General features: G+C 59.0%; 20 protein-coding genes and 2 tRNA genes. 12 read left to right on the plus strand and 10 right to left on the minus strand.

What is annotated here, in order from left to right; translation table 11 throughout:
- The first annotated feature begins 44 nt into the window (after positions 1-44).
- The 12 genes from tpiA (at position 45) to MJP36_RS06630 (ending at position 11,204) form a co-directional block, all read left to right on the plus strand.
- The gene (gene tpiA / locus MJP36_RS06575) at positions 45-800 is read left to right on the plus strand and encodes a triose-phosphate isomerase (RefSeq protein ID WP_090365788.1); all 756 of its coding nucleotides are present in this window, start codon (positions 45-47) and stop codon (positions 798-800) included.
- 4 nt (positions 801-804) lie between these two features.
- Entirely contained in the window at positions 805-1,188 is a 384-nt protein-coding gene (gene secG / locus MJP36_RS06580) for a preprotein translocase subunit SecG (RefSeq protein WP_010206600.1), read from the plus strand.
- Between the two features lie 22 nt (positions 1,189-1,210).
- A tRNA-Leu gene (locus tag MJP36_RS06585) sits at positions 1,211-1,296 on the plus strand.
- A gap of 96 nt (positions 1,297-1,392) precedes the next feature.
- Positions 1,393-1,469: transfer RNA gene (locus tag MJP36_RS06590), tRNA-Met, on the plus strand.
- A 140-nt stretch (positions 1,470-1,609) separates the two neighbouring features.
- Positions 1,610-2,068: a ribosome maturation factor RimP gene (rimP, locus tag MJP36_RS06595; protein WP_060752349.1), complete on the plus strand. Its 459-nt coding sequence runs from the start codon at positions 1,610-1,612 to the stop codon at positions 2,066-2,068.
- Positions 2,069-2,115: 47 nt separating this feature from the next.
- Positions 2,116-3,597 carry a transcription termination factor NusA gene (gene nusA / locus MJP36_RS06600; RefSeq protein WP_056854968.1) on the plus strand — a complete coding sequence of 494 codons (1,482 nt, stop codon included), beginning with the start codon at positions 2,116-2,118 and terminating at the stop codon, positions 3,595-3,597.
- A 26-nt stretch (positions 3,598-3,623) separates the two neighbouring features.
- Positions 3,624-6,143, plus strand: coding sequence for a translation initiation factor IF-2 (infB, locus tag MJP36_RS06605; RefSeq protein ID WP_161548375.1), 2,520 nt, complete (start codon positions 3,624-3,626; stop codon positions 6,141-6,143).
- Between the two features lie 159 nt (positions 6,144-6,302).
- A complete protein-coding gene (gene rbfA / locus MJP36_RS06610) occupies positions 6,303-6,698 on the plus strand; it encodes a 30S ribosome-binding factor RbfA (protein WP_060752261.1) in 396 nt (131 codons plus the stop codon).
- Positions 6,699-6,702: 4 nt separating this feature from the next.
- Entirely contained in the window at positions 6,703-7,620 is a 918-nt protein-coding gene (truB, locus tag MJP36_RS06615; RefSeq protein ID WP_060752260.1) for a tRNA pseudouridine(55) synthase TruB, read from the plus strand.
- A 115-nt stretch (positions 7,621-7,735) separates the two neighbouring features.
- Positions 7,736-8,005, plus strand: coding sequence for a 30S ribosomal protein S15 (gene rpsO / locus MJP36_RS06620; protein ID WP_003177875.1), 270 nt, complete (start codon positions 7,736-7,738; stop codon positions 8,003-8,005).
- 195 nt (positions 8,006-8,200) lie between these two features.
- Entirely contained in the window at positions 8,201-10,306 is a 2,106-nt protein-coding gene (gene pnp / locus MJP36_RS06625; RefSeq protein WP_060752259.1) for a polyribonucleotide nucleotidyltransferase, read from the plus strand.
- Between the two features lie 298 nt (positions 10,307-10,604).
- Positions 10,605-11,204, plus strand: a complete 600-nt coding sequence (locus tag MJP36_RS06630) for a BON domain-containing protein (protein ID WP_060752258.1) — start codon at positions 10,605-10,607, stop codon at positions 11,202-11,204.
- Between the two features lie 147 nt (positions 11,205-11,351).
- Here MJP36_RS06630 and MJP36_RS06635 read toward each other — a convergent pair whose 3' ends face one another.
- From MJP36_RS06635 to MJP36_RS06680, 10 genes are all read right to left on the minus strand, one after another.
- On the minus strand, positions 11,352-14,285 hold the full coding sequence (locus tag MJP36_RS06635; RefSeq protein ID WP_161548374.1) for a DUF748 domain-containing protein: 2,934 nt from the start codon (positions 14,283-14,285) through the stop codon (positions 11,352-11,354).
- 87 nt (positions 14,286-14,372) lie between these two features.
- Positions 14,373-15,389 carry a class I SAM-dependent rRNA methyltransferase gene (locus MJP36_RS06640; RefSeq protein ID WP_090365792.1) on the minus strand — a complete coding sequence of 339 codons (1,017 nt, stop codon included), beginning with the start codon at positions 15,387-15,389 and terminating at the stop codon, positions 14,373-14,375.
- Positions 15,390-15,459: 70 nt separating this feature from the next.
- Complete coding sequence (locus tag MJP36_RS06645) at positions 15,460-16,329, minus strand: oxygenase MpaB family protein (protein ID WP_090365794.1); 870 nt, start codon at positions 16,327-16,329, stop codon at positions 15,460-15,462.
- A 16-nt stretch (positions 16,330-16,345) separates the two neighbouring features.
- Positions 16,346-18,283, minus strand: a complete 1,938-nt coding sequence (gene acs / locus MJP36_RS06650; RefSeq protein WP_244385073.1) for an acetate--CoA ligase — start codon at positions 18,281-18,283, stop codon at positions 16,346-16,348.
- Between the two features lie 104 nt (positions 18,284-18,387).
- On the minus strand, positions 18,388-20,052 hold the full coding sequence (gene pgi / locus MJP36_RS06655) for a glucose-6-phosphate isomerase (protein ID WP_060752253.1): 1,665 nt from the start codon (positions 20,050-20,052) through the stop codon (positions 18,388-18,390).
- Between the two features lie 214 nt (positions 20,053-20,266).
- Complete coding sequence (gene panC, locus MJP36_RS06660) at positions 20,267-21,118, minus strand: pantoate--beta-alanine ligase (RefSeq protein WP_060752252.1); 852 nt, start codon at positions 21,116-21,118, stop codon at positions 20,267-20,269.
- Positions 21,115-21,915: a 3-methyl-2-oxobutanoate hydroxymethyltransferase gene (gene panB / locus MJP36_RS06665; protein WP_060752251.1), complete on the minus strand. Its 801-nt coding sequence runs from the start codon at positions 21,913-21,915 to the stop codon at positions 21,115-21,117. Before panB ends, panC begins: the two co-directional genes overlap by 4 nt.
- Positions 21,916-22,248: 333 nt before the next feature.
- Positions 22,249-22,731 (minus strand): 2-amino-4-hydroxy-6-hydroxymethyldihydropteridine diphosphokinase, encoded by a 483-nt coding sequence (gene folK / locus MJP36_RS06670; protein ID WP_060752250.1) that lies wholly within the window; start codon positions 22,729-22,731, stop codon positions 22,249-22,251.
- 2 nt (positions 22,732-22,733) lie between these two features.
- Positions 22,734-24,122, minus strand: a complete 1,389-nt coding sequence (locus MJP36_RS06675; protein WP_244385074.1) for a polynucleotide adenylyltransferase PcnB — start codon at positions 24,120-24,122, stop codon at positions 22,734-22,736.
- Positions 24,123-24,833: 711 nt separating this feature from the next.
- Positions 24,834-26,273 carry a sigma-54-dependent transcriptional regulator gene (locus tag MJP36_RS06680; protein WP_244385075.1) on the minus strand — a complete coding sequence of 480 codons (1,440 nt, stop codon included), beginning with the start codon at positions 26,271-26,273 and terminating at the stop codon, positions 24,834-24,836.
- Positions 26,274-26,276 lie beyond the last annotated feature (3 nt).

The raw sequence follows: 26,276 nt of genomic DNA on the forward strand, positions 1-26,276 counted from the left end.
TGGTTGGGTAACATCTGCGCCCACTTTGACCGACGGGGTACAGCATGCGTCGCACTATGGTAGCTGGTAACTGGAAGATGCACGGTACCCGCGCCAGTGTCGCTGAGCTGATCAATGGCCTTCGTCACCTGGCCTTGCCTAGCGGTGTTGATGTTGCGGTTTTCCCGCCTTGCTTGCATATCAATCAAGTGATTGAAGGCTTGAAGGGCAAGTCGATTCAGGTCGGCGCGCAGAACTCTGCGGTGGAGCCCATGCAAGGTGCGTTGACCGGCGAGATATCGCCGAGTCAGCTGGTTGATGCGGGTTGTTCCTATGTGCTTGTCGGGCACTCCGAGCGTCGTCAGATGATGGGCGAGCGTGATGGGACACTCAATCGCAAGTTCGCTGCCGCACAGGCTTGTGGCTTGGTTCCGGTGTTGTGCATAGGGGAGACCCTTGAGCAGCGTGAATCGGGCAAGACTCTTGAAGTTGTCTCGCGTCAGCTGGGCAGCATCATCGAGGAGCTGGGTGTTGGTGCATTTGCAAAGGCGGTAATTGCTTACGAGCCGGTCTGGGCCATTGGCACCGGGCTGACTGCTACGCCGCAACAAGCGCAGGATGTGCACGCAGCCATTCGCGCGCAGTTGGCGGCAGAGAATTCTGAAGTTGCACAAGGTGTGCGTCTTCTATACGGCGGCAGCGTGAAGGCGGCCAATGCGGTCGAACTGTTCGGCATGCCGGATATCGATGGGGGGCTCATTGGTGGAGCTTCCCTGAATGCAGATGAGTTCGGTGCGATTTGTCGCGCCGCGGGAAACTGAAAAAATGCTGGAAACAGTCGTAGTCGTTTTTCATCTGTTGGCTGCCCTGGGCGTAGTTGCCCTGGTTTTGTTGCAACAGGGTAAAGGTGCGGATGCTGGTGCGTCTTTCGGTGCAGGTGCTTCAAATACTGTGTTCGGAAGCCAAGGTTCCTCTACCTTTCTTAGTAAGTTTACTGCTATACTTGCCGCAGGTTTCTTCATAACCAGCTTAGGGTTAGGTTACTTTGCTAAAGAGAAAGCTCATGTGCTGACTCAAGTAGGTCTCCCAAATCCGGCGGTGTTGGAAGTACCAAAAGCAAAACCGGCTTCTGATGATGTCCCGGTGCTTCAAGAGCAAAAGTCGGCTACTCCAGCGACTGACGTACCTCCAGCTCAAGAGCAGAAGTAAGAAGGGTTGTAAACGCTGTATTGCCGAGGTGGTGGAATTGGTAGACACGCAACCTTGAGGTGGTTGTGCCCATAGGGTGTAGGGGTTCGAGTCCCCTTCTCGGTACCAATTATCAGGAGAGCCCGCTGTTGCGGGCTTTCTTGTAGGTGGAAGGTTACATTGACCCTGTAAGGGATCGGTCGTATACTTCCGCCCCAGCTTTGTCGCGGGGTGGAGCAGTCTGGTAGCTCGTCGGGCTCATAACCCGAAGGTCGTCGGTTCAAATCCGGCCCCCGCAACCAGTTTTAGCGGAGCCCCTTTTAAGGGGCTTTTTGTTAGCTGGACACTTTCAACGCCGCTGTTCGACGGCGTTTCAAGGATGGGCGTTTCGCCCATTTTTTTATTTTGCACAGCATGCACATACATGCACGAGGGGGTTCAGGTGTCGAGCAAGCTAGAAGAGTTGCAGGCCTTGTTGGCCCCGGTGGTCGTGGCCCTAGGCTATGAATGCTGGGGTATTGAGTTTTCGGCTCAAGGTCGCCACTCAATGTTGCGCGTTTATATCGATAAAGAGGGCGGCGTGCTGGTGGACGATTGTGCCATTGTCAGCCGTCAGCTCAGCGGTGTGCTGGATGTTGAAGATCCGATCTCCGTTGAATACACCCTCGAAGTTTCCTCGCCAGGCATGGAACGCCCACTGTTCACTATTGAGCAGTTTGCAAAATTTGCCGGTGAACAAGTGAAGATCAGGCTGCGATCTCCCTTTGAAGGGCGACGCAACTTTCAGGGCCTTCTGCGCGGTGTAGAAGAGCAGGATGTCGTGGTGCAGGTAGAAGACCATGAGTTCCTGTTGCCGATCGATATGATCGACAAGGCCAACATTATTCCCAGTTTTGACTGAGACGCGGATCCCGCGGATCCAATGGCTTGCGAAAGGCGAGGCGTACGATGAGCAAAGAAGTACTGCTGGTTGTTGAGTCGGTATCCAATGAAAAGGGCGTACCGGCAAACGTGATTTTTGAAGCGCTGGAGCTGGCCCTGGCCACTGCGACCAAAAAGCGTTTTGAAGACGAAGTTGATCTGCGTGTGGAAATCAACCGCCACACCGGTGCCTATGAGACTTTCCGTCGCTGGACGGTCGTCGAAGAGGCCGATCTTGATGATCCGGCCATCGAAACCTGGCCAAGCAAGGTTGCCGAAACGCATCCTGGTGCCAAGGTCGGTGATGTCGTCGAAGAAAAGATCGAATCGATCGAATTCGGCCGTATTGCTGCACAGACCGCCAAGCAGGTCATCGTGCAGAAGGTTCGCGAAGCCGAGCGCGCTCAAGTCGTTGACGCTTATCGCGAGCGCCTGGGTGAAATCATCTCCGGCACCGTGAAAAAAGTGACTCGTGACAACGTGATCGTTGACCTGGGCAACAACGCCGAAGCGTTGCTGGCCCGCGAAGACATCATCTCTCGCGAAACCTTCCGTGTCGGCGTGCGTTTGCGTGCGCTGCTCAAGGAAATCCGCACCGAGAACCGCGGCCCTCAGTTGATCCTGTCGCGTACCGCGCCGGAAATGCTGATCGAGCTGTTCCGTATCGAAGTGCCGGAAATTGCCGAAGGCCTGATCGAAGTCATGGCTGCGTCCCGAGACCCGGGTTCGCGCGCCAAGATCGCGGTCCGTTCCAAGGACAAACGCATCGACCCGCAAGGCGCTTGCATTGGTATGCGCGGTTCGCGTGTCCAGGCAGTGTCGGGCGAATTGGGCGGTGAGCGTGTGGATATCGTTCTGTGGGACGATAACCCGGCGCAGTTCGTGATCAATGCCATGTCGCCGGCTGAAGTGGCGGCAATTATCGTTGACGAAGATGCCCATGCAATGGACATCGCCGTCGGCGCAGACAATCTGGCTCAGGCCATTGGTCGTGGTGGTCAGAACGTGCGTCTGGCGAGCCAACTGACCGGTTGGACCCTGAACGTGATGACCGAATCGGACATCCAGGCTAAGCAGCAAGCTGAAACCGGTGACATCCTGCGCAACTTCATCGAAGAGCTTGAAGTCGATGAAGAACTGGCTCAGGTGCTGGTAGATGAAGGCTTCACCAGCCTGGAAGAGATTGCCTACGTACCGTTGGAAGAAATGCTCAACATCGACGGCTTTGACGAGGACATCGTCAACGAGCTTCGCGCTCGGGCCAAGGATCGTTTGTTGACTAAAGCCATCGCTACTGAGGAAAAGCTGGCAGACGCCCATCCGGCCGAAGACCTGCTCTCGCTTGAGGGTATGGACAAGGATTTGGCGATGGAACTGGCGGTGCGCGGCGTAATTACCCGCGAAGACCTGGCCGAGCAGTCTATTGACGATCTGCTCGACATCGACGGCATTGACGATGATCGTGCCGGCAAGTTGATCATGGCCGCCCGAGCCCATTGGTTCGAGTAATAGGCGCGGCCTGAGGAGAGAAGTGCATGACGCAAGTCACGGTGAAACAACTGGCCGATGAGGTCAAAACACCGGTAGAGCGCCTGTTGCAGCAGATGCGTGAGGCAGGTCTGCCGCACACCGCCGCCGATGAAGGTGTGAGCGACAGTGAGAAGCAGTCTTTGCTGACTCACTTGAAGAGCAGCCACAAGGCGAAAGTGGAAGAACCGCGCAAGATTACATTGCAGCGCAAAACCACCAGCACCCTGCGTGTTGCTGGTAGCAAAAGCATCAGCGTTGAAGTACGCAAGAAGAAAGTCTTCGTACAGCGCAGCCCGGAAGAAATCGAAGCCGAGCGCAAACGCGAGCTGGAAGAACGTCGCGCAGTAGAAAATGCTGCTCGCCAGAAGGCTGAAGAAGAAGCCAAGCGTCGCGCCGAAGAAGAAGCGCGTCGCCAGCCTGCGGCTGTGCAACCTGCTGCCGAAGCGGTTGTCGCACCTAGCGCGCCTGTTGAGGCTGTGCGTGAGGCCGCTCCGGTTGCCGCTGCACCTGCGCCTGCAGCAGAGCGCAAGCGTGACGAACCTCGTCGTCCGGACAAGCCACGTGCCGACGATAACAATCGTCGCGGTGGCGGCGGCGATGGTGAGCGTAAAAATGCTCCACATCGCGCTTCGGTCAAAGAGAAAGCACCTGCTCCACGCGTTGCCCCGCGTACCACTGACGAAGAAAGCGATGGCTTCCGTCGTGGTGGCCGCGGCAAGGCCAAGCTGAAAAAACGCAACGCCCACGGTTTCCAGAGCCCAACCGGTCCTGTCGTGCGTGAAGTGAAGATCGGCGAGACCATCACTGTGGGCGATCTCGCCCAGCAGATGTCGGTCAAGGCTGCTGAAATCATCAAGTTCATGTTCAAGCTGGGTACTCCGGCCACCATCAACCAGGTACTGGATCAGGAAACTGCCCAACTGGTTGCTGAAGAGCTGGGCCACAAAGTGACCCTGGTCAGCGACACAGCCCTGGAAGATTCCCTGGCCGAGTCCCTGAAGTTTGAAGGTGAGGCGGTTTCCCGTGCGCCGGTTGTGACCGTAATGGGCCACGTTGACCACGGTAAGACTTCCCTGCTCGACTACATCCGTCGTGCCAAGGTGGCTGCTGGCGAAGCCGGCGGTATCACCCAGCACATCGGTGCGTACCACGTTGAAACCGACCGTGGCATGGTGACCTTCCTCGACACCCCTGGCCACGCCGCGTTTACCGCGATGCGTGCCCGTGGTGCCAAAGCGACCGACATCGTGATCCTGGTGGTTGCAGCCGATGACGGCGTGATGCCACAAACCATCGAGGCTGTTCAGCACGCTCAGGCGGCTGGCGTGCCACTGGTGGTTGCCGTGAACAAAATCGACAAGCCGGGCGCTGATCTCGATCGCATCCGTAGCGAACTGTCGGTTCATGGCGTGACGTCCGAAGAGTGGGGTGGCGACACTCCATTCGTACCAGTCTCCGCGAAGATGGGTACTGGCGTTGACGAACTGCTCGAAGCCGTTCTGTTGCAAGCCGAGGTTCTGGAACTGACCGCTACGCCTTCGGCCCCGGGCCGTGGTGTGGTGGTTGAATCGCGCCTCGACAAGGGCCGTGGCCCGGTTGCCACCGTTCTGGTTCAAGACGGTACCCTGCGCCAAGGCGACATGGTGCTGGTCGGTTCGAACTACGGCCGTGTACGTGCCATGCTCGACGAGAACGGCAAGCCAATCAAGGAAGCCGGCCCGGCTATCCCGGTCGAGATTCTCGGCTTGGACGGTACTCCGGACGCTGGCGACGAGATGAGCGTGGTTGCCGACGAGAAGAAAGCCCGTGAAGTGGCTCTGTTCCGTCAAGGCAAGTTCCGCGAAGTCAAACTGGCTCGCGCTCACGCCGGCAAGCTCGAAAACATCTTCGAGAACATGGGCCAGGAAGAGAAGAAGACGCTTAACATCGTCCTCAAGTCTGACGTACGTGGTTCCCTCGAAGCGTTGAACGGCGCCTTGAACGGCCTGGGTAACGACGAAGTGCAAGTGCGTGTCGTCGGTGGCGGTGTCGGTGGTATCACCGAGTCCGACGCCAACCTGGCACTGGCTTCCAACGCTGTACTGTTCGGCTTCAACGTGCGTGCCGATGCCGGCGCTCGCAAGATCGTCGAGCAGGAAGGCCTGGACATGCGTTACTACAACGTCATCTACGACATCATCGAAGACGTCAAGAAAGCCCTCACCGGCATGCTTGGCAGTGACGTCCGGGAGAACATCCTGGGTATCGCCGAAGTGCGTGATGTGTTCCGCTCGCCTAAATTCGGCGCGGTCGCTGGCTGCATGGTTGTCGAAGGCACCGTGTACCGTAACCGTCCGATCCGTGTACTGCGTGAAGACATCGTTATCTTCGAAGGCGAGCTGGAATCCCTGCGCCGCTTCAAGGATGACGCTTCCGAAGTACGTGCCGGCATGGAGTGCGGTATCGGCGTCAAGAGCTACAACGACGTCAAGGTTGGCGACAAGATCGAAGTCTTCGAGAAGGTTCAGGTTGCTCGCAGCCTCTAACTCGCGCACTTCAGGAGCCACGCAGCGTGTGGGCATGCAGATGCCCAACACCGCGTACGGACTCTAAACGCAACGCCCGGTCTGGCTTTTGTCAGGCCGGGCGTTTGCCGCTTTCAGACCCCACGGGTTTCACCGTGTGGCAGTAACAGGTAACAAGACATGGCAAAAGAATACAGCCGTACCCAGCGTATCGGCGATCAGATGCAGCGCGAGCTGGCCCAACTGATCCGTCGCGAAGTCAAAGACCCACGCGTTGGCCTGGTTACCATCACCGCAGTTGAAGTGAGCCGTGACGTCGGGCACGCCAAGATCTTCATCACCGTGATGGGCCAGGACAGCAGCGAAGAAATTGCGCAAAGCATCAAGGTGCTCAACTCCGCCGCAGGGTTCCTGCGCATGCAGTTGGCCCGTGAAATGAAGCTGCGCAGCGTTCCTCAGTTGCACTTCCACTACGACGAAAGCGTCGTGCGTGGTGCGCACCTGTCGGCCCTGATCGAACGTGCCGTGGCTGAAGACAGCCAGCATTCGTCCACACCTGAAGACGCCAAGGAGTAAGCGGGTGGCTCAGGTCAAACGTATCCGTCGCAACGTCAGCGGCATCATTCTGCTCGACAAGCCCATTGGCTTTACTTCCAATGCCGCGTTGCAGAAGGTCCGCTGGTTGCTCAATGCCGAGAAGGCCGGGCACACCGGCAGCCTCGATCCCCTGGCCACCGGCGTGCTGCCGTTGTGCTTTGGCGAGGCCACCAAGTTCTCGCAATACTTGCTCGACTCCGACAAGGGGTACGAAACCCTGATGCAACTGGGCAAGACCACCACCACGGCCGATGCCGAAGGTGATGTCTTGCAGGTTCGTGACGTGACCGTTGGTCGTGCTGATATCGAGGCCGCTTTACCCGCTTTTCGTGGGGAAATCAGTCAGATACCGCCGATGTACTCGGCGCTCAAGCGTGATGGGCAGCCTCTTTACAAGTTGGCACGTGCCGGTGAAGTAGTGGAGCGCGAACCGCGTTCTGTTACTATTAGCCGCTTGGAATTGCTCGCCTGCGAAGGCGATACCGCGCGTTTGGCGGTGGACTGCAGCAAAGGCACCTATATCCGTACCCTGGTGGAAGATATTGGTGAAAAGCTCGGTTGCGGCGCGTACGTTGCAGAACTGCGACGCACGCAGGCCGGACCTTTCAGCCTGGCGCAGACCGTAACGCTGGAAGAGTTGGAAGCCGTACACGCCGAAGGCGGCAACGAAGCGGTTGATCGCTTCCTCATGCCATCGGACAGCGGTTTGCAGGATTGGCCATTGCTGCACTTTTCGGAGCACAGCGCGTTCTACTGGCTCAACGGCCAGCCGGTACGTGCCCCGGACGCTCCGAAGTTCGGTATGGTGCGGGTACAGGATCATAACGGTCGCTTTATCGGTATCGGTGAAGTGAGCGAAGACGGGCGCATCGCGCCACGTCGACTGATTCGGTCAGAATGACCGGACGAGTGTGGCTGTTAACAGGCACGGTCAACACTCATTTTTAGATACAGGGATTTGTCCCTGGCCTGTTGAGATCACCCTTGGGTGGTTTCCTGAAAAAAAGGATTGCCTCATGGCTCTCGACGTTCAAGAAAAAGCACAAATCGTAGCTGACTATCAGCAAGCTGTTGGTGACACTGGTTCGCCAGAAGTGCAAGTTGCACTGCTGACCCACAACATCAACAAGCTGCAAGGTCACTTCAAGGCCAACGGTAAAGATCACCACTCCCGTCGTGGTCTGATCCGCATGGTAAACCAGCGCCGTAAGCTGCTGGACTACCTGAAAGGCAAGGATCTGGGTCGTTATCAGACTCTGATCGGTCGCCTGGGTCTGCGTCGCTAATAAGCGATTGCGCTAGAGGTTGGTTGTCTGCCGTGTGCCAGTGGGTTTCCCGCTGGCCCATGGCAGGCTCCCAGCCTCAAGTTTTATCTGGATACACGTTTTACCCTGGACTAGAGTCGGGCCGATTCCCGGCATTGCCCAAGAATTTCGCAAGAAGACACGTTCCCCCAAGAGCCACAAAGAAGGTAGGACACCGTGAACCCGGTTATCAAAAAATTCCAGTTCGGTCAGTCGACCGTTACCCTCGAGACAGGCCGTATCGCCCGTCAAGCCTCCGGCGCAGTGCTGGTTACCGTTGACGACGACGTCACCGTATTGGTGACCGTTGTAGGTGCCAAGACCGCTGACCCGAGCAAAGGCTTTTTCCCTCTGTCCGTTCACTACCAGGAAAAGACTTACGCTGCCGGTAAGATTCCTGGCGGTTTCTTCAAGCGTGAAGGCCGTCCTTCCGAGAAAGAAACCCTGACTTCCCGACTGATCGACCGTCCGATCCGTCCGCTGTTCCCAGAAGGCTTCATGAACGAAGTGCAGGTTGTCTGCACCGTCGTTTCCACCAGCAAGAAGACCGATCCGGACATCGCTGCGATGATCGGTACCTCGGCGGCCCTGGCCATCTCCGGCATTCCTTTCGATGGTCCGATCGGCGCTGCCCGCGTTGCATTCCACGAAAGCACCGGCTACCTGCTGAACCCGACTTACGAACAACTGAAAGCTTCGAGCCTGGACATGGTCGTTGCCGGTACTTCGGAAGCCGTGTTGATGGTTGAATCGGAAGCCAAAGAGCTGACCGAAGACCAGATGCTGGGCGCTGTACTGTTTGCTCACGACGAGTTCCAGGCTGTCATCAAGGCCGTCACCGAGCTGGCTGCCGAAGCTGCCAAGCCAACCTGGACCTGGGCTCCACAAGCTGAAGCGACTGAACTGCTGAGCGCTATCCGCTCCGAGTTCGGTGCTGCGATCTCCGATGCCTACACCATCACCGTCAAGGCCGACCGTTACGCTCGCCTGGGCGAACTGAAGGACCAGGTCGTGGCCAAGCTGTCCGGTGAAGAAGGCCAGCCTTCCGCCAGCGACGTCAAAGCTGCATTCGGTGAAATCGAATACCGTACCGTTCGCGAAAACATCGTTAACGGCAAGCCACGTATCGACGGCCGTGACACTCGCACCGTACGTCCGCTGAACATCGAAGTCGGCGTTCTGCCTAAAACCCACGGTTCGGCTCTGTTCACCCGTGGTGAAACCCAGGCCCTGGTAGTCGCGACTCTGGGTACTGCCCGTGACGCACAGCTGCTGGACACCCTGGAAGGCGAGAAAAAAGACCCGTTCATGCTGCACTACAACTTCCCTCCGTTCTCGGTGGGCGAGTGCGGTCGCATGGGTGGTGCTGGTCGTCGCGAAATCGGTCACGGCCGCCTGGCGCGCCGTTCGGTTCAGGCCATGCTGCCTGCGGCTGACGTGTTCCCGTACACCATCCGTGTTGTGTCGGAAATCACTGAATCCAACGGTTCCAGCTCGATGGCTTCCGTTTGCGGTGCTTCCCTGGCATTGATGGACGCTGGTGTGCCGATGAAGGCGCCGGTTGCCGGTATCGCCATGGGCCTGGTTAAAGAAGGCGAGAAGTTCGCCATTCTGACCGACATCCTGGGTGACGAAGACCACCTGGGCGACATGGACTTCAAAGTAGCCGGTACCGCCAAAGGTGTGACCGCGTTGCAGATGGACATCAAGATCAAAGGCATCACCGAAGAGATCATGGAAATCGCCCTGGGCCAAGCCCTGGAAGCGCGCCTGAATATCCTCGGCCAGATGAACCAGATCATTGGTCAGTCGCGTACCGAACTGTCGGAAAACGCTCCGACCATGATCGCGATGAAAATCGACACCGACAAAATCCGTGATGTCATCGGTAAAGGCGGCGCGACTATTCGTGCGATCTGTGAAGAAACCAAGGCTTCGATCGACATCGAAGACGACGGCTCGATCAAGATCTTCGGCGAAACCAAGGAAGCGGCTGAAGCTGCACGTCAGCGCGTTCTGGGCATCACCGCCGAGGCCGAGATCGGCAAGATCTACGTCGGTAAAGTTGAGCGCATCGTCGACTTCGGCGCATTCGTCAACATCCTGCCGGGCAAAGACGGTCTGGTACACATCTCCATGCTGAGCGATGCTCGTGTCGAGAAAGTGACCGACATTCTGAAAGAAGGCCAGGAAGTGGAAGTGCTGGTACTGGACGTGGACAACCGCGGCCGTATCAAGCTGTCCATCAAGGACGTAGCAGCAGCCAAGGCGTCGGGCGTTTAACCACCCAGCCTTAGCGCTAAGCTGAAAAAAGGACTCTCAGGAGTCCTTTTTTTATGCGCGTGGGAAAAGGTCAGGAAATCAGGCGCTTAGTAAATCCTGAAACCCGCAACTTGCATGCAGGCCTGAGTGACTTCATGCAAGTTGCACGATTTCGAAAAAAGCCTGATTTCATAAGTTATTGTTTTATAAAGAATTAATCTGGCATCAAGAATTGGCATACTGCCTGCAATAACCCTGTTAACACTGCAGCATCAAGGTCTATGCGCTGCAGACTTTCAATAAAACAGGAGTTACTCGTATGAAGAAGTTCGCTCTCGCTACTGCTACCGCTCTGACCCTGGCCATGGGTGCTAACGTAGCCTTTGCTCAGACTTCCCAAGCCCCTATGACTTTGGCGGCCGGTGAAATGACCAAGGCTAAAGAGTCTACTTCGGACACCTGGATCACCACCAAAGTGAAAGCTGATCTGCTGACCGAGAAAGGTATTCCTGGTTCGGATATCAAGGTTGAAACCAACAAAGGCGTGGTTTCCCTGTCCTCCGAAGTCGCTATCTCGGATTCGCAGAAAGCGACCGCTGTAGCCATTACCAAGAAAATCAAAGGTGTAACCGCTGTTTCTGCTGATGGCCTGCTGGCAGGCGGCGCAGTTAAAGCTGACAACATCGACAAAGCCAAGACCAGCACCTCGGATACCTGGATTACTACCAAAGTTAAATCCGACCTGGTTACCGAAAAAGGTATTCCTGGTACCGACATCAAAGTCGAAACCAACCACGGCGTAGTATCGCTGTCGTCCACTGCCGCTCTGACCCAAGCGCAGAAAGAGACTGCAGTAGCGATTACCAAGAAAATTAAAGGCGTTAAATCTGTATCGGCTGATGGTCTTACCGTTCAGTAACGCTTGAGGAATCGTCTGAACTAGGCGGCGGCGGCGCGTGAGTTAGATATCCACTCAATGCACCTCCGAGGTTCATGCGACCGACCACACGGATGTGGTCATTACAGGCCCCGGCACTTGTGTCGGGGCCTGTTCTATTTGGGGAGATTATTCGGCATCCAGATGCATCGGCGTCACTACGCGGCCGTCTTTCTCGGCCTGCCCCAGGTTGGCATCAATGAAATACACCCGGTCATCTTCCAGTTTCGCTTTATCCACCAGATAGTCCTTGATGGTGCTGGCCCGGTCCTGCCCCAGTTGGCGCAGCAGCACATCACTGGCGCTCCAGAACTTGATCACGCCGTCTTTGAGCTTGGCGGTACGCTCATCGCTGCTCAGGTCTTTCCATTCGGCTGGTGGTTGTTGTTTCAGGCGCGTGCGGTAGATGCCTTCCAGCAAAGGCGCTTTTTCCTTCTCCGGTACAACCAGCAACGAGGCTTGGGCCGGGACTTTGTCGCCACGGCGTTGCAGCATCTTGTAGTAGTTGTATTGGTATTCACGCTCCAGACGCTCGGCGGCAAGGAACGGGCCGTCGCTGCTGGCCGCTGCCGTGCCTTCGATTTCCAGGCGCAGGCTAGGGCGTTCTTTAAGTGCCTTGGCCAACGTGTTCAGGGCGCCTTCTGCATCTTTGCTCAACTCACTGGAACCTGCGGCAAAGGACACACTGCCGAGGTCTTCCGAGCCGCTGCCGGTGATCAGCCCACCAATGAATTTGAATGGTGCTGTTGCCGCGCGTACCACCAGGTTGCGCAGGGTCTGCCACACAATCGGCATTACGCTGAATTGAGGGTTGTTCAAATCACCGCTCACCGGCAGTTCGATAGAGATTTTGCCGTCGCTGTCTTTGAGCAACGCGATCGCCAGGCGAATCGGCAAATCCACGGCGTCGGCACTGTCGACTTTCTCGCCCAGTTGCAGCTGTTCAACCACCACTTTGTTTTCGGCCTTCAATTGGCCTTTGGTAATCACATAGTGCAGGTCCAGGTTCAGGCGACCCTTACGGATGCGGAAACCGGCGAATTTGCCTGAGTAGGGCGTCAATGTCGTCAGTTCGACCCGTTTGAAGCTGGTGGCGATATCCAATGCCGCCATGGGATCAAACGGGTTCACGCTGCCTTTGATGGTCACAGGTGCGTAGCGGTCGACCTTGCCGTTGATGTCGACACTGGCCGGTTTGGCCTGGCGACTGTCGATGGTGCCGATCTGCCCGTTGAGCTGTTGAATGGCCGTGGCGAAATTGGGTGTGAGGCTGAAGTCGGCAAAGTTGGCCGAGCCATCGTTGATCGCAATTTGCCCGATATGAATGCCCAACGGCTTCTCGTTGCTTGCTGCAGGTTTGGCACCAGACTTGGCGCCGCTGTCGGCCGGTTGTGGTATCAGCAGGTCGTCGATGTTGGTGGTACGGTCATCGTTGATCATGAAGCGTGCATACGGCTGCAGCAGGTTGACCTTGTCGATTGAAAGGCTCTCGCCGTGCTGATAGTTCACGCCTTCCAGTATCAGGCGCTGCCATTTGACGAAGTCGCGGGTCTTGAGGGTGTCCAGCGTATGCAACTGGTCGACTTGCGCGCGACCGGTGACTTGCAACGCCAGCGGTGCGGTGCTTTTGAGGTTTACATCCAGGTTGCTGCCCAGCATGCCGCTGCGCAGTTCCAAACGAATGAATGGGCTGATATAGGCCTGGGCGACCCGCAGGTCGATGTCCTGGGTATTCACTTTCAGCTTGGCGCTGACCGGGTTGAGGTTGACCTCGCCGGTTGCCTGGATCTTGCCTTGCTTGCCCAGGCCGCTGTCGACCTTCAGGGTAAAGGGACTCTGGTTGAGGCTGTCGAAGTTCTGCATGTCGACGTTCAACGGGCCCAGCTCCAGCGCTACCGCAGGCTTGGCCGCGCGGTCAGCCAGGTGCACCTGGTAATTACGCAGTTGCACGTCCTTGAGCAGCACTTGCCAGGGTTTGCTTGGGGCTGCGGGTTCAGCTTTTGGCGAGTCGGCAGTGGCCGGCGCGGCTGCCGGCTCCGGGGCCTTGGCCGGTTTGCTCGGTTGGCTGGCGAACAGTTTCTGCCAGTCCAATTGCCCGTCAGCCTCGCGGGCCGCCCAGGTTTCCAGCTTGTTACTGCGGATCTTGCCAACCACCACTTGCTGCTTGGCCAGGTCTACCGTGGTCTCGCTGACGTCCAGGCGCTCCAGGCGTGCCAATGGGCGTCCGTCCGGGGCCTTGATCGCAAAGGGCGCGATGCTGGCCGCAGTATTGGTCAGTTTCAGTTCGGTTTCCTTGGCCAGGCTGAACGTGTACTCGGTGCTGAAGTTCAGCACGCCGTCTTCCAGCACCAGCGGCAAGGCGTCACGGACATAGGGCCACCAGGCTTTCATCTTGCCATCGGTGACTTTCAGCGTGCCCTCGGACGTGATCGGTACCAGGCTGAAATTACCTTTCCAGTCGATCTGCCCGCCTTGAGGCCCTGCGGCCACCAAGGTCATGTCGGCGTTGTCTTCGGGCAAGGTGCTGAGGTTTTTCAGCTCGAAGTCGAGTTTGTCGTAGAGAAACTCGATGGGCTCGCTGGGGCGCAGGTCTTGGAAGTGCACATAACCGCTCGCCAGCTTGATGCTGTCGATGCGCAAAGGGAATGGTTTGGCGTTCGGGTCGGCCGGAGTGGGTTCGCTCGGCGGCAGTTTGAACAACTGCGCGAGGTTCAGTTGGCCGGACTTGTCGAACAGCAACTCGGTCTTGGGCTTATCCAACTGGACATCGGCCAGGTGCAGGGCGCGAGTCCAGAGACTGTCGATCTGCAGGTTGGCGTAAAGGCGTTCGAAACCGACCTGTTCCTTGCCCGGTTCGCCGATCTGCAGGCCCCATGCCGTGACTTCCAGGCTGAACGGGTTGAGTTCGAGACGCTCGAGGCGTGCCGGCACCGTGGCGTAATTGGCCAGCTGTTGATTGGCGATCCGAAGGGCGATGCCCGGCAAAATCAGGAAGCCCAGCAAGCTGTACAGAGCAAGAGCAGTCAACACGGCGCCGATGGCGCGAATCAATCCTTTGGGCATGGGTGGCGGCATCTATATCGAACGAGAGTGCCTTGGAGTATGGCACGGGATTTCGGTTCCGAAGAACCGGGGCTATTGGGATAAGGCCTACAGTTGCAGGATCAGGGTCTTCAGCGGTGGCTGTTGGTCCTGTGAGGGAAAATCCGCCCCCGGTGTCATGATCTGCCAGTCGCGTACCGGACGGCCGGCTTTTTCGGCGCAGCGCAGCACCTGCTCGCGCCAATCGTCCATGCTGACTTTTGCCAGGTTATTGCAGCAGATCAGTACGCCGTTGTCGGCGGTGGCCAGCAGTGCAGGCTTGAGCAGGCTTTGATAGTCGCGCAACAGGTCGACGGTGCCGAAGGCGCTCTTGGCCCAGGCCGGTGGGTCGAGCAATACCAGGTCATATTGGCGCGGCTCAAGGCGTGGATAACTCGGCAGTTTTTGCCCACGCCGCTGGGTAATCGGCAAACCCGCCAGTTGGCGGATGGCCGGGAAGTAATCGGACTGCACGAACTGCATGCTCGGCAGCTGCGGGTTCAGCAGGCCGTTTTCACGACCGACTGCCAGGTTGCCCTCGGCGAAGTCCAGGTTGCACACCTCGCGTGCGCCACCGGCGGCGGCGCTCAAGCCCACGCCGCAGGTGTAGGCGAACAGGTTCAGCACGCTCTTGCCGGCGCTGTGGTCTTTGACCCAGCCGCGGGTATTGCGCAAGTCGAGGAACAGCAGCGGGTCTTGCCCGGCATGGCGCCCGCGCACGCGGTAGTTGAGGCCCCACTCATGGCCGACCAGGTCTTCCAGTGCCGCAGGTTCGGCGCGATACACCGTGTCTTCGCGGTCGATCCGTGAATTGCCCCGGGAGCGGTCGTTGTACACCAGCAGCAATTCCAACCCCATGAACTGATTGATCAGTTGATGCATGTCCAGCAACTCGGCCGTTTCCAACGGCTGGTGAAAACTCTGCACCAGCAATTGCGGGCCATAGCGGTCGATGGTCAGGCCGCCGGCGCCTTCCTGGCTGCCGTGGAACAACCGGTAGCAGTCAGTGCCTTGGGCGTGCAGCTCATGGATCAGGTCTTGGCGTTGATCGAGGGCGGCGCGCAGCGCCTGATTCAGGGAATACATGGAACGCGCCTTGCGTGCTGGGTCAATGGGGTAAAGGTGGGCGCGGAGTTTAACAGCTATAGGCGCCGGCCTACATCAGCCCCATCCGCCGATGGGCGCGTTGCACCGAACCATTGCGCATTGCCCAACGCAGCAGCGGCGCGCTGCGCTTGACCCCCGCGCGGATCATCTGACGCTGCAGCGGGCTCTGGTGTTGTTCAAGCAGGGTACTGGCCCAGTCCGGTAGCAGGTCGATCCCGGCTTGCATCATCAGGCTGCCGAAGGGTTTGGCCAGGGTGCTTGGGGCGGGAGCATTGAGCAGCAGGCGCAGCACTTCACGGCTGCGTTCGTCGCACAGCAACTGCGGACGTATGCGTGCCAGATAATCTGAAACGTCCTGCCGTGAACGCGGCACATGCCTGGCGCCCAGCCGTTCGGCGACCAAGGCGATTTCGCTGTAGTAACGATCCTGATCACGCCCCGACAGATGCGGGTTGCAATAACGCAGGTGCGCGGCCAGGAAGTTGCTGACCTCAGCCACATGCACCCAGGTCAACAGCTCCGGGTCGCTGGCCGCATAGGGCCGCCCGTCCGGGGCATGCCCGACCACTTGCAGGTGAATGGTGCGGACTTTTTCGATCAGCCATTCGGCATCTTTACGCGAGCCGAAGGTGGTGCCGGAAATAAACTGCGAGGTCCGGCGCAGGCGCCCGAGCATGTCCTGGCGGAAATTCGAGTGGTCCCACACGCCGGCCAGCGCCAGGGGATGCAAGGCTTGCAGCATCAATGCACTGATGCCGCCGATGAGCATGCTGCTGAAGTCGCCATGCACTTGCCAGCTCACCGAGTTCGGCCCGAACAGGCCCGGATCGCCCTTGGGGTTTTCCAGATCCAGCTGGCCCAGTGACAGGCCGGTCAGGCTCATCAGTTGGGATTCGATGCGGCTGCGGATAAATTCCATGGCGACTCGGGGTTTCCTATCGGTTCAGGCGTTTGTCGATCAGGCCGTCCACGACGCTGGGGTCGGCCAGGGTCGAGGTATCACCGAGGCTGTCCAGTTCGTTGCAGGCGATCTTGCGCAATATGCGTCGCATGATCTTGCCCGAGCGGGTTTTCGGCAAGGCCGGCGCCCATTGGATCAGTTCCGGCTTGGCAAAGCTGCCGATTTCCTGGCTTACCAGGTCCAGCAGGTGTTGCTTCAAGGCGTCGCTGGGTTCCACGCCATTCATCGGCGTAACGAACGCGTAGATGCCCTGGCCTTTGACATCATGGGGGTAGCCCACCACTGCGGCCTCGGCCACCTGGTCATGCAGCACCAGGGCGCTTTCCACCTCGGCGGTACCGATACGATGCCCGGAGACATTGATCACGTCATCGATGCGTCCAGTGATCCAATAGTCGCCATCTTCATCGCGGCGTGCGCCGTCGCCGGTGAAGTAGTAGCCGGGGTAAGGTTTGAAATAGGTGTCGATCATGCGCTGCGGGTCGCCGTAGACGCTGCGGATCTGCCCCGGCCAGCTGGCTTTGATCGCGAGAATGCCGCTGCCGGCGTCGCTGAGTTCCTTGCCGTGCTCGTCCAGCAGCACGGGCTGTACGCCAAACATTGGCCGGGTCGCACAGCCGGGTTTGATGCGCTGAGCGCTGACCAGTGGGCTGAGCATGATGCCGCCGGTTTCTGTCTGCCACCAGGTATCCACAATCGGGCAGCGCTGCTCGCCCACCGCGTTGAAATACCAATCCCAGGCTTCCGGGTTGATCGGCTCGCCGACGCTGCCCAGCAGGCGCAGGCTGGCGCGCGAGGTGTGCTCCAGCGGGCCGTGGCCTTCACGCATCAGGGCACGCAGCGCGGTGGGCGCGGTATAGAAGATATTGACCTGGTGTTTGTCGATCACCTGCCAGAAGCGCGAACTGTCGGGGTAGCTCGGCACGCCTTCGAACATCAGCGAGGTGGCGCCGTTGGCCAGCGGACCATACACGATGTAACTGTGCCCGGTGACCCAGCCCACGTCGGCCGTGCACCAGAACACTTCGCCGTCGCGGTAATCGAGCACGTATTTGAAGGTCATCGCCGCCTGCAGCAGATAGCCTCCGGTGGTGTGCAGGACGCCCTTGGGTTTGCCGGTGCTGCCGGAGGTGTAGAGGATGAACAATGGGTCTTCGGCATCCATCGGCTCAGGCGGGCAGTGCTCGCTGGCGGTATCCAGGGCTTGCTGGTACGCAAGGTCACGGCCTTCGCTCCAGTTCACGGCAGCGCCCGTGCGTTGTATCACCAGCACCGTGCTGACGTTCGGGCAACTGGCCAGGGCTTTGTCGACATTCTTCTTCAGTGCGACCGGCTTGCCGCCGCGTACGCCTTCATCGGCGGTTATCACGGTGCGGCAGTCGGCGTCGAGAATGCGGTCGCGCAGGGCATCCGGCGAGAACCCGCCAAACACGACCGAGTGCACGGCCCCGATTCGCGTGCAGGCCAGCATGGCGTAGGCGGCCTCGGGAATCATCGGCATGTAGATGCACACCCGGTCGCCTTTCTTCACGCCACGGCTTTTCAGTACGTTGGCCAGGCGGCTGACCTTCTGGTGGAGTTGGCGGTAGGTAATGCTGCAAGCATGGGCAGGATCATCGCCTTCCCAGATGAAGGCCGGTTGATCGGCACGTTGTGCCAGGTGACGGTCGATACAGTTGTAACTGACGTTCAGTTGGCCGCCGGCGAACCATTGGGCGGCGCCGCTGCGGATATCGGCGCTGTGCACGATATGCCAGGGGGTGATCCAGTCGAGAAAGCCCTTGGCTTGTTCAGCCCAGAAGGCATCGGGTTGCTCGATGGATTGACGATAGAGGCGCTGGTAGTCCTCTTGACTGAGTTGCGCAGCCCGGCGGACGGCATCGGCGTGGGGATACTGGCTGATATCGAACATGAGCGCTCCTTATTCTTGTTTTGCGACAAGTCATAAAGATGCACCCTGTGGGGGGAGGGTTCAAGGCCAACGTCCAAGCGGACGTTGGCCCTGTACTACCGCTATCAGCCGCGGTGACGACCACGGAAGTAGTTGATCAGGCCCTGGGTCGAAGCGTCCTCGGCGGAGGTCTCTTCGGTGCCGGTCAGGCGGTTGTAGACGCCTTTGCCCAGCTCTTTACCCAGCTCCACGCCCCATTGGTCGAAGGCGTTGATGCCCCAGATCACGCTCTGCACGAACACTTTGTGTTCATACATCGCCACCAGGGCGCCCAGGCGGCGCGGGCTGATGCGTTCAACCACGAGGGTGTTGCTTGGACGGTTGCCCGGGATCACCTTGTGCGGAGCCAGTTTCTGTACTTCGGCTTCCGGGAGGCCCTTGTCGCGCAGTTCGGCTTCGGCTTCGCTGCGGGTTTTGCCCAGCATCAATGCCTGGCTCTGGGACAGGCAGTTGGCGTACAGCCACTGATGGTGGTCGGACACCGGGTTGAAGCTGACGATCGGCACGATGAAGTCGGCCGGGATCAGTTGGGTCCCTTGGTGCAGCAACTGGTGGTAAGCGTGTTGACCGTTGCAGCCTACGCCACCCCAGATCACCGGGCCGGTATCGGTGGACACCGGTGTACCGTCCTGGCGCACGCTCTTGCCGTTGGATTCCATGTCCAGCTGTTGCAAGTGCTTGGTGATGTTACGCAGATAGTGGTCGTACGGCAGGATCGCATGGCTCTGCGCACCCCAGAAGTTGCCGTACCACACACCCAGCAAGCCCAGCAGTACCGGCATGTTGGCTTCGAATGGCGCGTTCTGGAAGTGCTGGTCCATGGTGTAGGCACCGGACAGCAGTTCCTTGAAATTGGACATGCCGATGGCCAGGGCGATTGGCAAGCCGATGGCCGACCACAGCGAGTAACGGCCGCCGACCCAGTCCCACATCGGGAAGATGTTTTCTTCGCGGATACCGAAAGCTACCGCCGCTGCGTTGTTGCTCGACACGGCGATGAAGTGGCGGTACAGCTCCGCTTCCGAGCCACCCTGGGCCAAGTACCAGGCGCGGGCGGCCTGGGCGTTTTTCAGGGTTTCGAGGGTGTTGAAGGATTTCGACGAGACGATGAACAGCGTGGTCTCGGCGCGCAGTTTCATGGTCAGCTCGTGGAACTCGCTGCCGTCGATGTTCGCCAGGTAATGGCAGCGCACGCCTTTGTGGGCGTAGGACAACAGCGCTTCGGAGACCAGCTCCGGGCCGAGGAACGAGCCACCGATGCCGATGTTCACCACGTCGGTGATCGGCTTCTCGGTGTAACCCCGCCACAGGCCGTCGTGGATGCGGCCGACCAGGTCCGTGATCTGGTTCAGCACCTTGTGCACGTCCGGCATGATGTTCACGCCGTTGACCGACAATTTGTCGCCCACCGGGCGGCGCAGGGCGGTGTGCAGGGCAGGTCGGCCTTCGGACGAGTTGACCGGCTCACCGGCGAACAGCGAGTTGATCGCGTCCTTGAGGCCGACTTCGTTGGCCAGACCCACCAGCAGGTCACGGGTTTCGCGAGTGATCAGGTTTTTCGAGTAATCGAGGAAAAGCCCGCAGCTGCTCAAAGTGAATTGGGAAAAGCGCTGGGGATCGGCATTGAATGCCTCGCGCATGCTGAAATCCTGCATGGCTTGGCGATGTTGATTGAGCGCTTGCCAGGCGGGCAGAGCGGTAACGTCATGAGGAGTGCGGTAGTACGCCATCGCTGCGGGTTTCCTTTTTATTACGGGGACTGCCTTTAGGACACTTAAAAGTCCGGAACGTCCTGTCTTTGATCAAGCGGCCGATGCCGGACAGCGCTAACCAAGAGCGCAGGGCGATTACATTAAACCTAGCGTGTCGATATGTCTTGGCTTTGTCTGCGCTGTAGCCGGTACTTTTTTATACCGGCTCAGCGAGGAGGGCAAATGAAGGTGTTCAGTTGAGGGTTAGATGCAGGTTGTCGATGAGGCGAGTGGCGCCCAGATAGGCGGCTACCAGAATCACCACATCGCGGTCTTCGGCCGTGGCTGGACGCAGATGCACGCCCTGGCGCACTTCAAGGTAGTCGACGCGCAGGCCGGCAGCTTCGATCTGCTGTACCTGTTCGGCACGCAACGTGGCGAAGTCTTTGTCACCTGCCTTGATCGACGCGGCAATCTGGCTGAGGCTGCGATAGAGCACCGGGGCAATGGCACGCTGCTCCTCGGTGAGGTAGCCGTTGCGCGAAGACAGCGCGAGGCCGTCTTCGGCACGCACGGTGGGCTCGCCGATGATCTGGATCGGCATGTTCAGGTCATGGACCATGGCACGGATCACCGCCAACTGCTGGTAATCCTTCTGGCCAAATACGGCCATGTCCGGTTGGACCATGTTGAACAGCTTGCTGACCACCGTCGCCACGCCTTCGAAGTGCCCGGGGCGGCTGGCCCCGCACAGGCCTTCGGACAGCTGCGGGACGCTGACGCGGGTCTGGCCCGTCATGCCGCCTGGGTACATTTCTTCGACGGTCGGTGCAAACAGCAGGTTGCAGCCGGCTTGCAGCAGCTTTTCCTGGTCGGCGGCGAGGGTGCGAGGGTATTTGTCCAAATCTTCGCCGGCGCCGAATTGCAGCGGGTTGACGAAGATACTCGCGACCACGAAGTCCGACTGCTGAGCCGCCTTGGTGACCAGGGTGGCATGGCCGCTGTGCAGGTTCCCCATGGTCGGCACGAAGCCGATGCGCTTGCCGGCGCTGCGCGCGTGGGTCACGGCGGCCCGCAGTTCACGTACGGTCTTGACAGTGTTCATGCAGAGAACCCGTGTTCGGCGCCTGGGAAGGTTACTGCTTTGACTTCACGAACGTAGGCGCTCAGTGCTGCCTGGATGCTGTCCTGGCCGTCCATGAAGTTCTTTACGAACTTAGGCACATGGCCGCTTATGGACAGGCCAAGCATGTCGTGCACCACCAGTACCTGACCATCGGTCGCGGACCCGGCACCAATGCCGATCACCGGCACTTTGACGGCTTGGGTGATTTCAGCGGCCAGTTCGCTCGGTACGCACTCCAGCACGATCATCGCGGCGCCGGCCTGTTCCAGGGCAATGGCATCGGCGCGCATCTGGCGTGCCTGGGCTTCATTGCGGCCTTGAACCTTGTAGCCGCCGAGGATGTTCACCGACTGCGGCGTCAGCCCCATGTGCACACACACCGGAACTCCGCGCTCAGCCAGCAGGCGAATCGAGTCGGCGAGCCATACGGCGCCCTCGATCTTGACCATGTGTGCACCGGCTTGCATGAGTTTGCCGGCGTTCTGGAAGGTCTGCTCGGGGGTGGCGTAAGCCATGAATGGCAGGTCGGCGATGATGAACGCGCCGTCGTTACCGCGCTTGACGCTGGCGGTGTGGTAGGCCAGTTCATCGGTGGTCACCGGCAGGGTGCTGTCATTCCCTTGAAGAACCATGCCCAGGGAGTCGCCCACCAGGAGCACCTCGACCCCGGCCTGGCAGCTGACGTGGGCGAAGGTGGCGTCGTAGCAGGTCAGCATGGTGATTTTTTCACCCTTGAGCTTGAGGCTCTGCAAGGTGGTCAGGGTAATGCTTGGCATGAAAAGGGTCCTCGTTCAGGCGCTTGGAAACAGCGAGTAACGCGCGTGAGTCTTCGTTTATACAGGCGCACTGTCTTGAAAGCAGTGCTTATATGGCCTGGATTGCGCCCTTCAGCGCCGGGTTGGCGGCGGCGGGACGCCTATAGTCGTGAGGAGGACACGGGAAGTCAATTGGATGTGTTACCGCATTGTTACGAGCGGGGTGTTACCTGTGTTACTGATGCGATTGTAGGAGCGAGCTTGCTCGCGAAGATCGTTAACGACAATACGCCGTGCCTGGATAAACGCGGTGTTTTGACGTATTTCGCGAGCAAGGCGGGCCTGCTCCTGGATTCAATCAGGCAGGCGTTCCAGGCCGACAAACGGGCAAGCTTCAAGCAGCGCGCTGAGTCGCTGGCCATCCGGCAGTTGCAGATCGGCAGAGGCCAATTCGGCCAATGGGTACAGCACGAACGGTCGAACGTGCATCTGGTAGTGCGGTACTTTCAGGCGGGGCTCGTCGATCAGGCGATCGCCAAACAGCACGATGTCCAGGTCCAGCGTGCGCGGCCCCCAGCGTTCCAGGCGTTCGCGGCCCTGGTCATGCTCGATGGCTTGCAGCGCATCCAGCAGCTCCAGTGGCGCCAGGCTGCTGTCCAGCCCCGCAACGGCATTGGTGTAGCGCGGCTGGCCTGGTAGCAGGGAGTCACTTTGATAGAACGCCGACACCCCTGCGAGGGTGGTACCGGGCAATAGCGCCAACGCCTGCAAGGCGTTGCGCAATTGCTGCTGCGGGGCAGCGAGGTTGCTGCCCATGCCGATGTAGATGCGTTCCACGGTTATTCGCCTGCGGCATCGGCGCCGCTGCGCTTGCGTTTGGCACCGCTGCGGCGACGTTTTTTCGGGCCTTCTGTGTCACCTTTGCTGCCGAGGTCGCGAATCATGTCGCGGCGCTGGCTGTCATTGGCGTCCTGATAGTCAGTCCACCATTCGCCCAGACCGTCGGTCTGTTCCCCAGCGCTTTCGCGCAGCAACAGGAAGTCGTAGCCGGCGCGGAAACGCGGGTTGTCCAGCAGCAGGTCGGCGCGTTTGCCGCTGCGGCGTGGCAGGCGTTCCTGCATGTCCCAGATCTCGCGGATCGGCATGGTGAAGCGTTTCGGGATGGCGATGCGCTGGCACTGCTCGGCGATCAGCTCGTGAGCGGCTTCCTGCATGGCAGGAATCGGCGGCATGCCGCGCTCTTGCAGGCGCAGTACACGCTTGGGCAGGGCAGGCCACAACAGGGCGGCAAACAGGAACGCCGGGGTTACCGGCTTGTTCTGCTTGATGCGCAGGTCGGTGTTGATCAGCGCTTCGCTGATCAACGTGTGGGTGTAGGTCGGGTTGTATTCCAGGGCCTCGGCGCTGGCCGGGAACAGAGGGTCGAACAACTGCAGGTCGACCAGCATTTCGAACGTGTCGGCGGCGTAGCCCGAGAGGAACAGCTTGAGCACTTCTTCGAACAGGCGCGCGGAAGGAATCTCGCGCAACATTGGCGCCAGTTCACGAATCGGCGCGGCCGTGTGCTTCTCGATACCGAAGTTCAGCTTGGCGGCAAAGCGCACCGCGCGCAGCATACGGACCGGGTCTTCCTGGTAGCGCTGGACCGGATCGCCGATCAGGCGAATCAGGTTATTGCGAATGTCATGGACGCCATTGGCGTAATCGAGAATGCGCTCGCTGACCGGGTCGTAATACAGGGCGTTGATGGTGAAGTCGCGACGTTGCGCGTCTTCTTCCAGGGTGCCATAGACGTTGTCCCGCAGAATGCGCCCGCTCTCGTTGCGGGAAGACTGGTTGGTGTCTTCCTCCTCGTCGTTTTGCGGGTGATTGGCACGGAACGTCGCGACCTCGATGATCTCGCGACCAAAGTGGATGTGCACCAGCTTGAAGCGTCGGCCGATGATTCGCGCATTGCGAAACTCGGCGCGCACTTGCTCAGGCGTGGCGCTGGTGGCAACGTCGAAGTCCTTGGGCGTGATATTGAGCAGCATGTCGCGTACGCACCCGCCCACCAGATAAGCCTGGTAGCCGGCGTTCTGCAACCGTTCGACGATGTTCACCGCATAACGGCTGAATTGAGCGCGCTGCAATGAATGCTGATTGCTGTTAAGCACTTCAGGCGTGCTGCGAATTTGTTGCGTTCGACGCAAGGGAGAACGGAATGACTGGAACAACTTCTTCAGCATGGGATGCACTGTTTGAAGGAATGTTCGGCCATAACGAAGAATGACCGCATGATGGGCGGGGATTCTAGCATTTAGTCAGGGGATGGTGTAGGAACAAGCTGCGGCCTTGCGCCATAAGCCTTAAATCGCCAGAGCGCTCAAGCTAAACGCCGGAAACTACAAGGGGAGCCGAAGCTCCCCCAGAAGTAGTTGCGTGCTCTATTTTTATTATTGATTGCGGGCTTCTTGTTTTTGTTGATCGCCCTCGTCAGGAAGCTTTACCTTCATGACACTCCCAATCGGGAGTCAAGAGCAAACGGATTGCTTTGGTCGCTGTGTTGCTGATCTACGATCCAACCAGTTCAGGCTCTGCCTTAGGGCAGTTTTTTGTTGTTCTCGGCCTGGTTGCGGGGCAAGCCCCAAATGCAACGCCTCTCCAAAAGAATCAGTTAGCTGCGCCTCCGCCGTGTTGTTTTTGTTATGCGTGAGTCGATTCGTCTTATTTTTATTGTCTTGTACAAAGCTTGTTATTGTTTTTGTACTAAGCATATAGCAGGGTGCGTGCCAACTTTTGCACCGCCCAGCAAAACCGGGGGTTTGCTGGGTTTTCGAGAGGTTGTTGGACGAAAAAAAGCCGGGGCTTCGTTACCGTAAGCCCCGGCTTTTGTTACGTAAAAATTCTGCGGTAACAGTTTTTTCACATCTGAGGGTGTTACCCGCAGGCGCGCATACTCAGCTTTCGCTGGCCACCCCGGTCTTGCGCCGTGGAATACCCAGGCGCTGGCGCCGTTCCCACAAGCACTTGCGGCTCACGCCAAGCTTGCGGGCCAGTTCGGTCTCGGTCATGTGGTCCTGATGCTCCAGGACGAAATGCTGGAAGTAGTCTTCCAGTGACAAATCTTCCGTCGGCTCATGGCTGGTATTGCTACCGCCGCCTGGCTGTGGGGCCATGTCGAGGAAGTCGTCGTCTTCAAGATCGCTGAGTTCGATATCGATGCCCAGCAGTTCAGCGGAAATTTCCGGGCTTTCCGACAGGATCACCGCACGCTCGACAGCGTTTTCCAGCTCTCGCACGTTACCCGGCCACGAGTAATGCCGAATCGCCTGCTCGGCGTCCGCGGCGAATTTCAGGTCGGTGCGGTTGATGCGCGCACTTTGACGCAGCAGGAACGCGTTGGCGATTTCGTTGACGTCGGCACCACGCTCGCGCAGCGCCGGCAGCTTGAGGGCGATGACGTGCAGGCGGTAATACAAGTCTTCCCGGAACTGGCCGATCTTGGCCAGGCTCTTGAGGTCACGGTGGGTCGCGGCGATCAATCGCACGTCGACCTTCTGTGACTGCACCGAGCCGACGCGACGAATCTCGCCTTCCTGCAGTACCCGCAGCAATCGCGCCTGGGCTTCCAGGGGCAGTTCGCCGATTTCGTCGAGGAACAAGGTGCCGCCGTCCGCCGCTTCCACCAGGCCCGCACGCCCGGCGCTGGCGCCAGTGAACGCGCCTTTCTCGTGGCCGAACAGTTCGGACTCGATCAGCGACTCGGGGATCGCCGCGCAGTTCACCGAAATCATCGGTGCCTTGGCGCGCTTGGACAGGTTGTGCAGTGCACGGGCCACCAGTTCTTTACCGGTGCCCGATTCACCCTGGATCAATACATTGGAGTCGGTCGGCGCAACCTTGCGGATCTTGCTGTAAAGGTCCTGCATCGGTGGGCACGAGCCGATGATGCCGATCTCGCCATTGCTGTTGTCGACCCCAGGTTTGTCCGCGCCGTTGGCGGCCTTTCCGGCGGGGCGCGCTTCGGCCTGCGCACTGCCGGCCGACTGCCGGTCGCGCAGGATACGCGCCACGGCCTGGAGCATCTCGTCGTGGTCGAAGGGCTTGGCGATGTAGTCCACCGCGCCCATCTTCATGGAGTCCACCGCCGAGCGCAGGCTGGCATAGCTGGTCATGATCAGCACCGGGGTGCCCTGGCCCAGCTTGATCAGCTCGGTGCCCGGTGCGCCCGGCAGGCGCAGGTCACTGACAATCAGGTCGAACGTGGGAATGCTGAATCGCTCTTGGGCTTCCTGCACCGAGCCGGCTTCGCTGACCTGATACTGATTACGTTCAAGCAGGCGACGCAAGGCAGAGCGGATAATGGTTTCGTCTTCGACGATCAAAATGTGCGGCATTGA

Source organism: Pseudomonas palleroniana (genome assembly GCF_022836895.1).
Taxonomy (GTDB): Bacteria; Pseudomonadota; Gammaproteobacteria; order Pseudomonadales; family Pseudomonadaceae; genus Aquipseudomonas; species Aquipseudomonas palleroniana.

Excerpts from the sequence above, each read along its gene's own strand:
- tpiA (WP_090365788.1), top strand. The coding sequence starts at position 45 with ATGCGTCGCACTATGGTAGCTGGTAACTGGAAGATGCACGGTACCCGC.
- secG (WP_010206600.1), top strand. The coding sequence starts at position 805 with ATGCTGGAAACAGTCGTAGTCGTTTTTCATCTGTTGGCTGCCCTGGGC.
- nusA (WP_056854968.1), top strand. The coding sequence starts at position 2,116 with ATGAGCAAAGAAGTACTGCTGGTTGTTGAGTCGGTATCCAATGAAAAG.
- infB (WP_161548375.1), top strand. The coding sequence starts at position 3,624 with ATGACGCAAGTCACGGTGAAACAACTGGCCGATGAGGTCAAAACACCG.
- rbfA (WP_060752261.1), top strand. The coding sequence starts at position 6,303 with ATGGCAAAAGAATACAGCCGTACCCAGCGTATCGGCGATCAGATGCAG.
- rpsO (WP_003177875.1), top strand. The coding sequence starts at position 7,736 with ATGGCTCTCGACGTTCAAGAAAAAGCACAAATCGTAGCTGACTATCAG.
- MJP36_RS06630 (WP_060752258.1), top strand. The coding sequence starts at position 10,605 with ATGAAGAAGTTCGCTCTCGCTACTGCTACCGCTCTGACCCTGGCCATG.
- MJP36_RS06635 (WP_161548374.1), bottom strand. The coding sequence starts at position 14,285 with ATGCCCAAAGGATTGATTCGCGCCATCGGCGCCGTGTTGACTGCTCTT.
- MJP36_RS06640 (WP_090365792.1), bottom strand. The coding sequence starts at position 15,389 with ATGTATTCCCTGAATCAGGCGCTGCGCGCCGCCCTCGATCAACGCCAA.
- MJP36_RS06645 (WP_090365794.1), bottom strand. The coding sequence starts at position 16,329 with ATGGAATTTATCCGCAGCCGCATCGAATCCCAACTGATGAGCCTGACC.
- acs (WP_244385073.1), bottom strand. The coding sequence starts at position 18,283 with ATGTTCGATATCAGCCAGTATCCCCACGCCGATGCCGTCCGCCGGGCT.
- pgi (WP_060752253.1), bottom strand. The coding sequence starts at position 20,052 with ATGGCGTACTACCGCACTCCTCATGACGTTACCGCTCTGCCCGCCTGG.
- panC (WP_060752252.1), bottom strand. The coding sequence starts at position 21,118 with ATGAACACTGTCAAGACCGTACGTGAACTGCGGGCCGCCGTGACCCAC.
- panB (WP_060752251.1), bottom strand. The coding sequence starts at position 21,915 with ATGCCAAGCATTACCCTGACCACCTTGCAGAGCCTCAAGCTCAAGGGT.
- MJP36_RS06675 (WP_244385074.1), bottom strand. The coding sequence starts at position 24,122 with ATGCTGAAGAAGTTGTTCCAGTCATTCCGTTCTCCCTTGCGTCGAACG.
- MJP36_RS06680 (WP_244385075.1), bottom strand. The coding sequence starts at position 26,273 with ATGCCGCACATTTTGATCGTCGAAGACGAAACCATTATCCGCTCTGCC.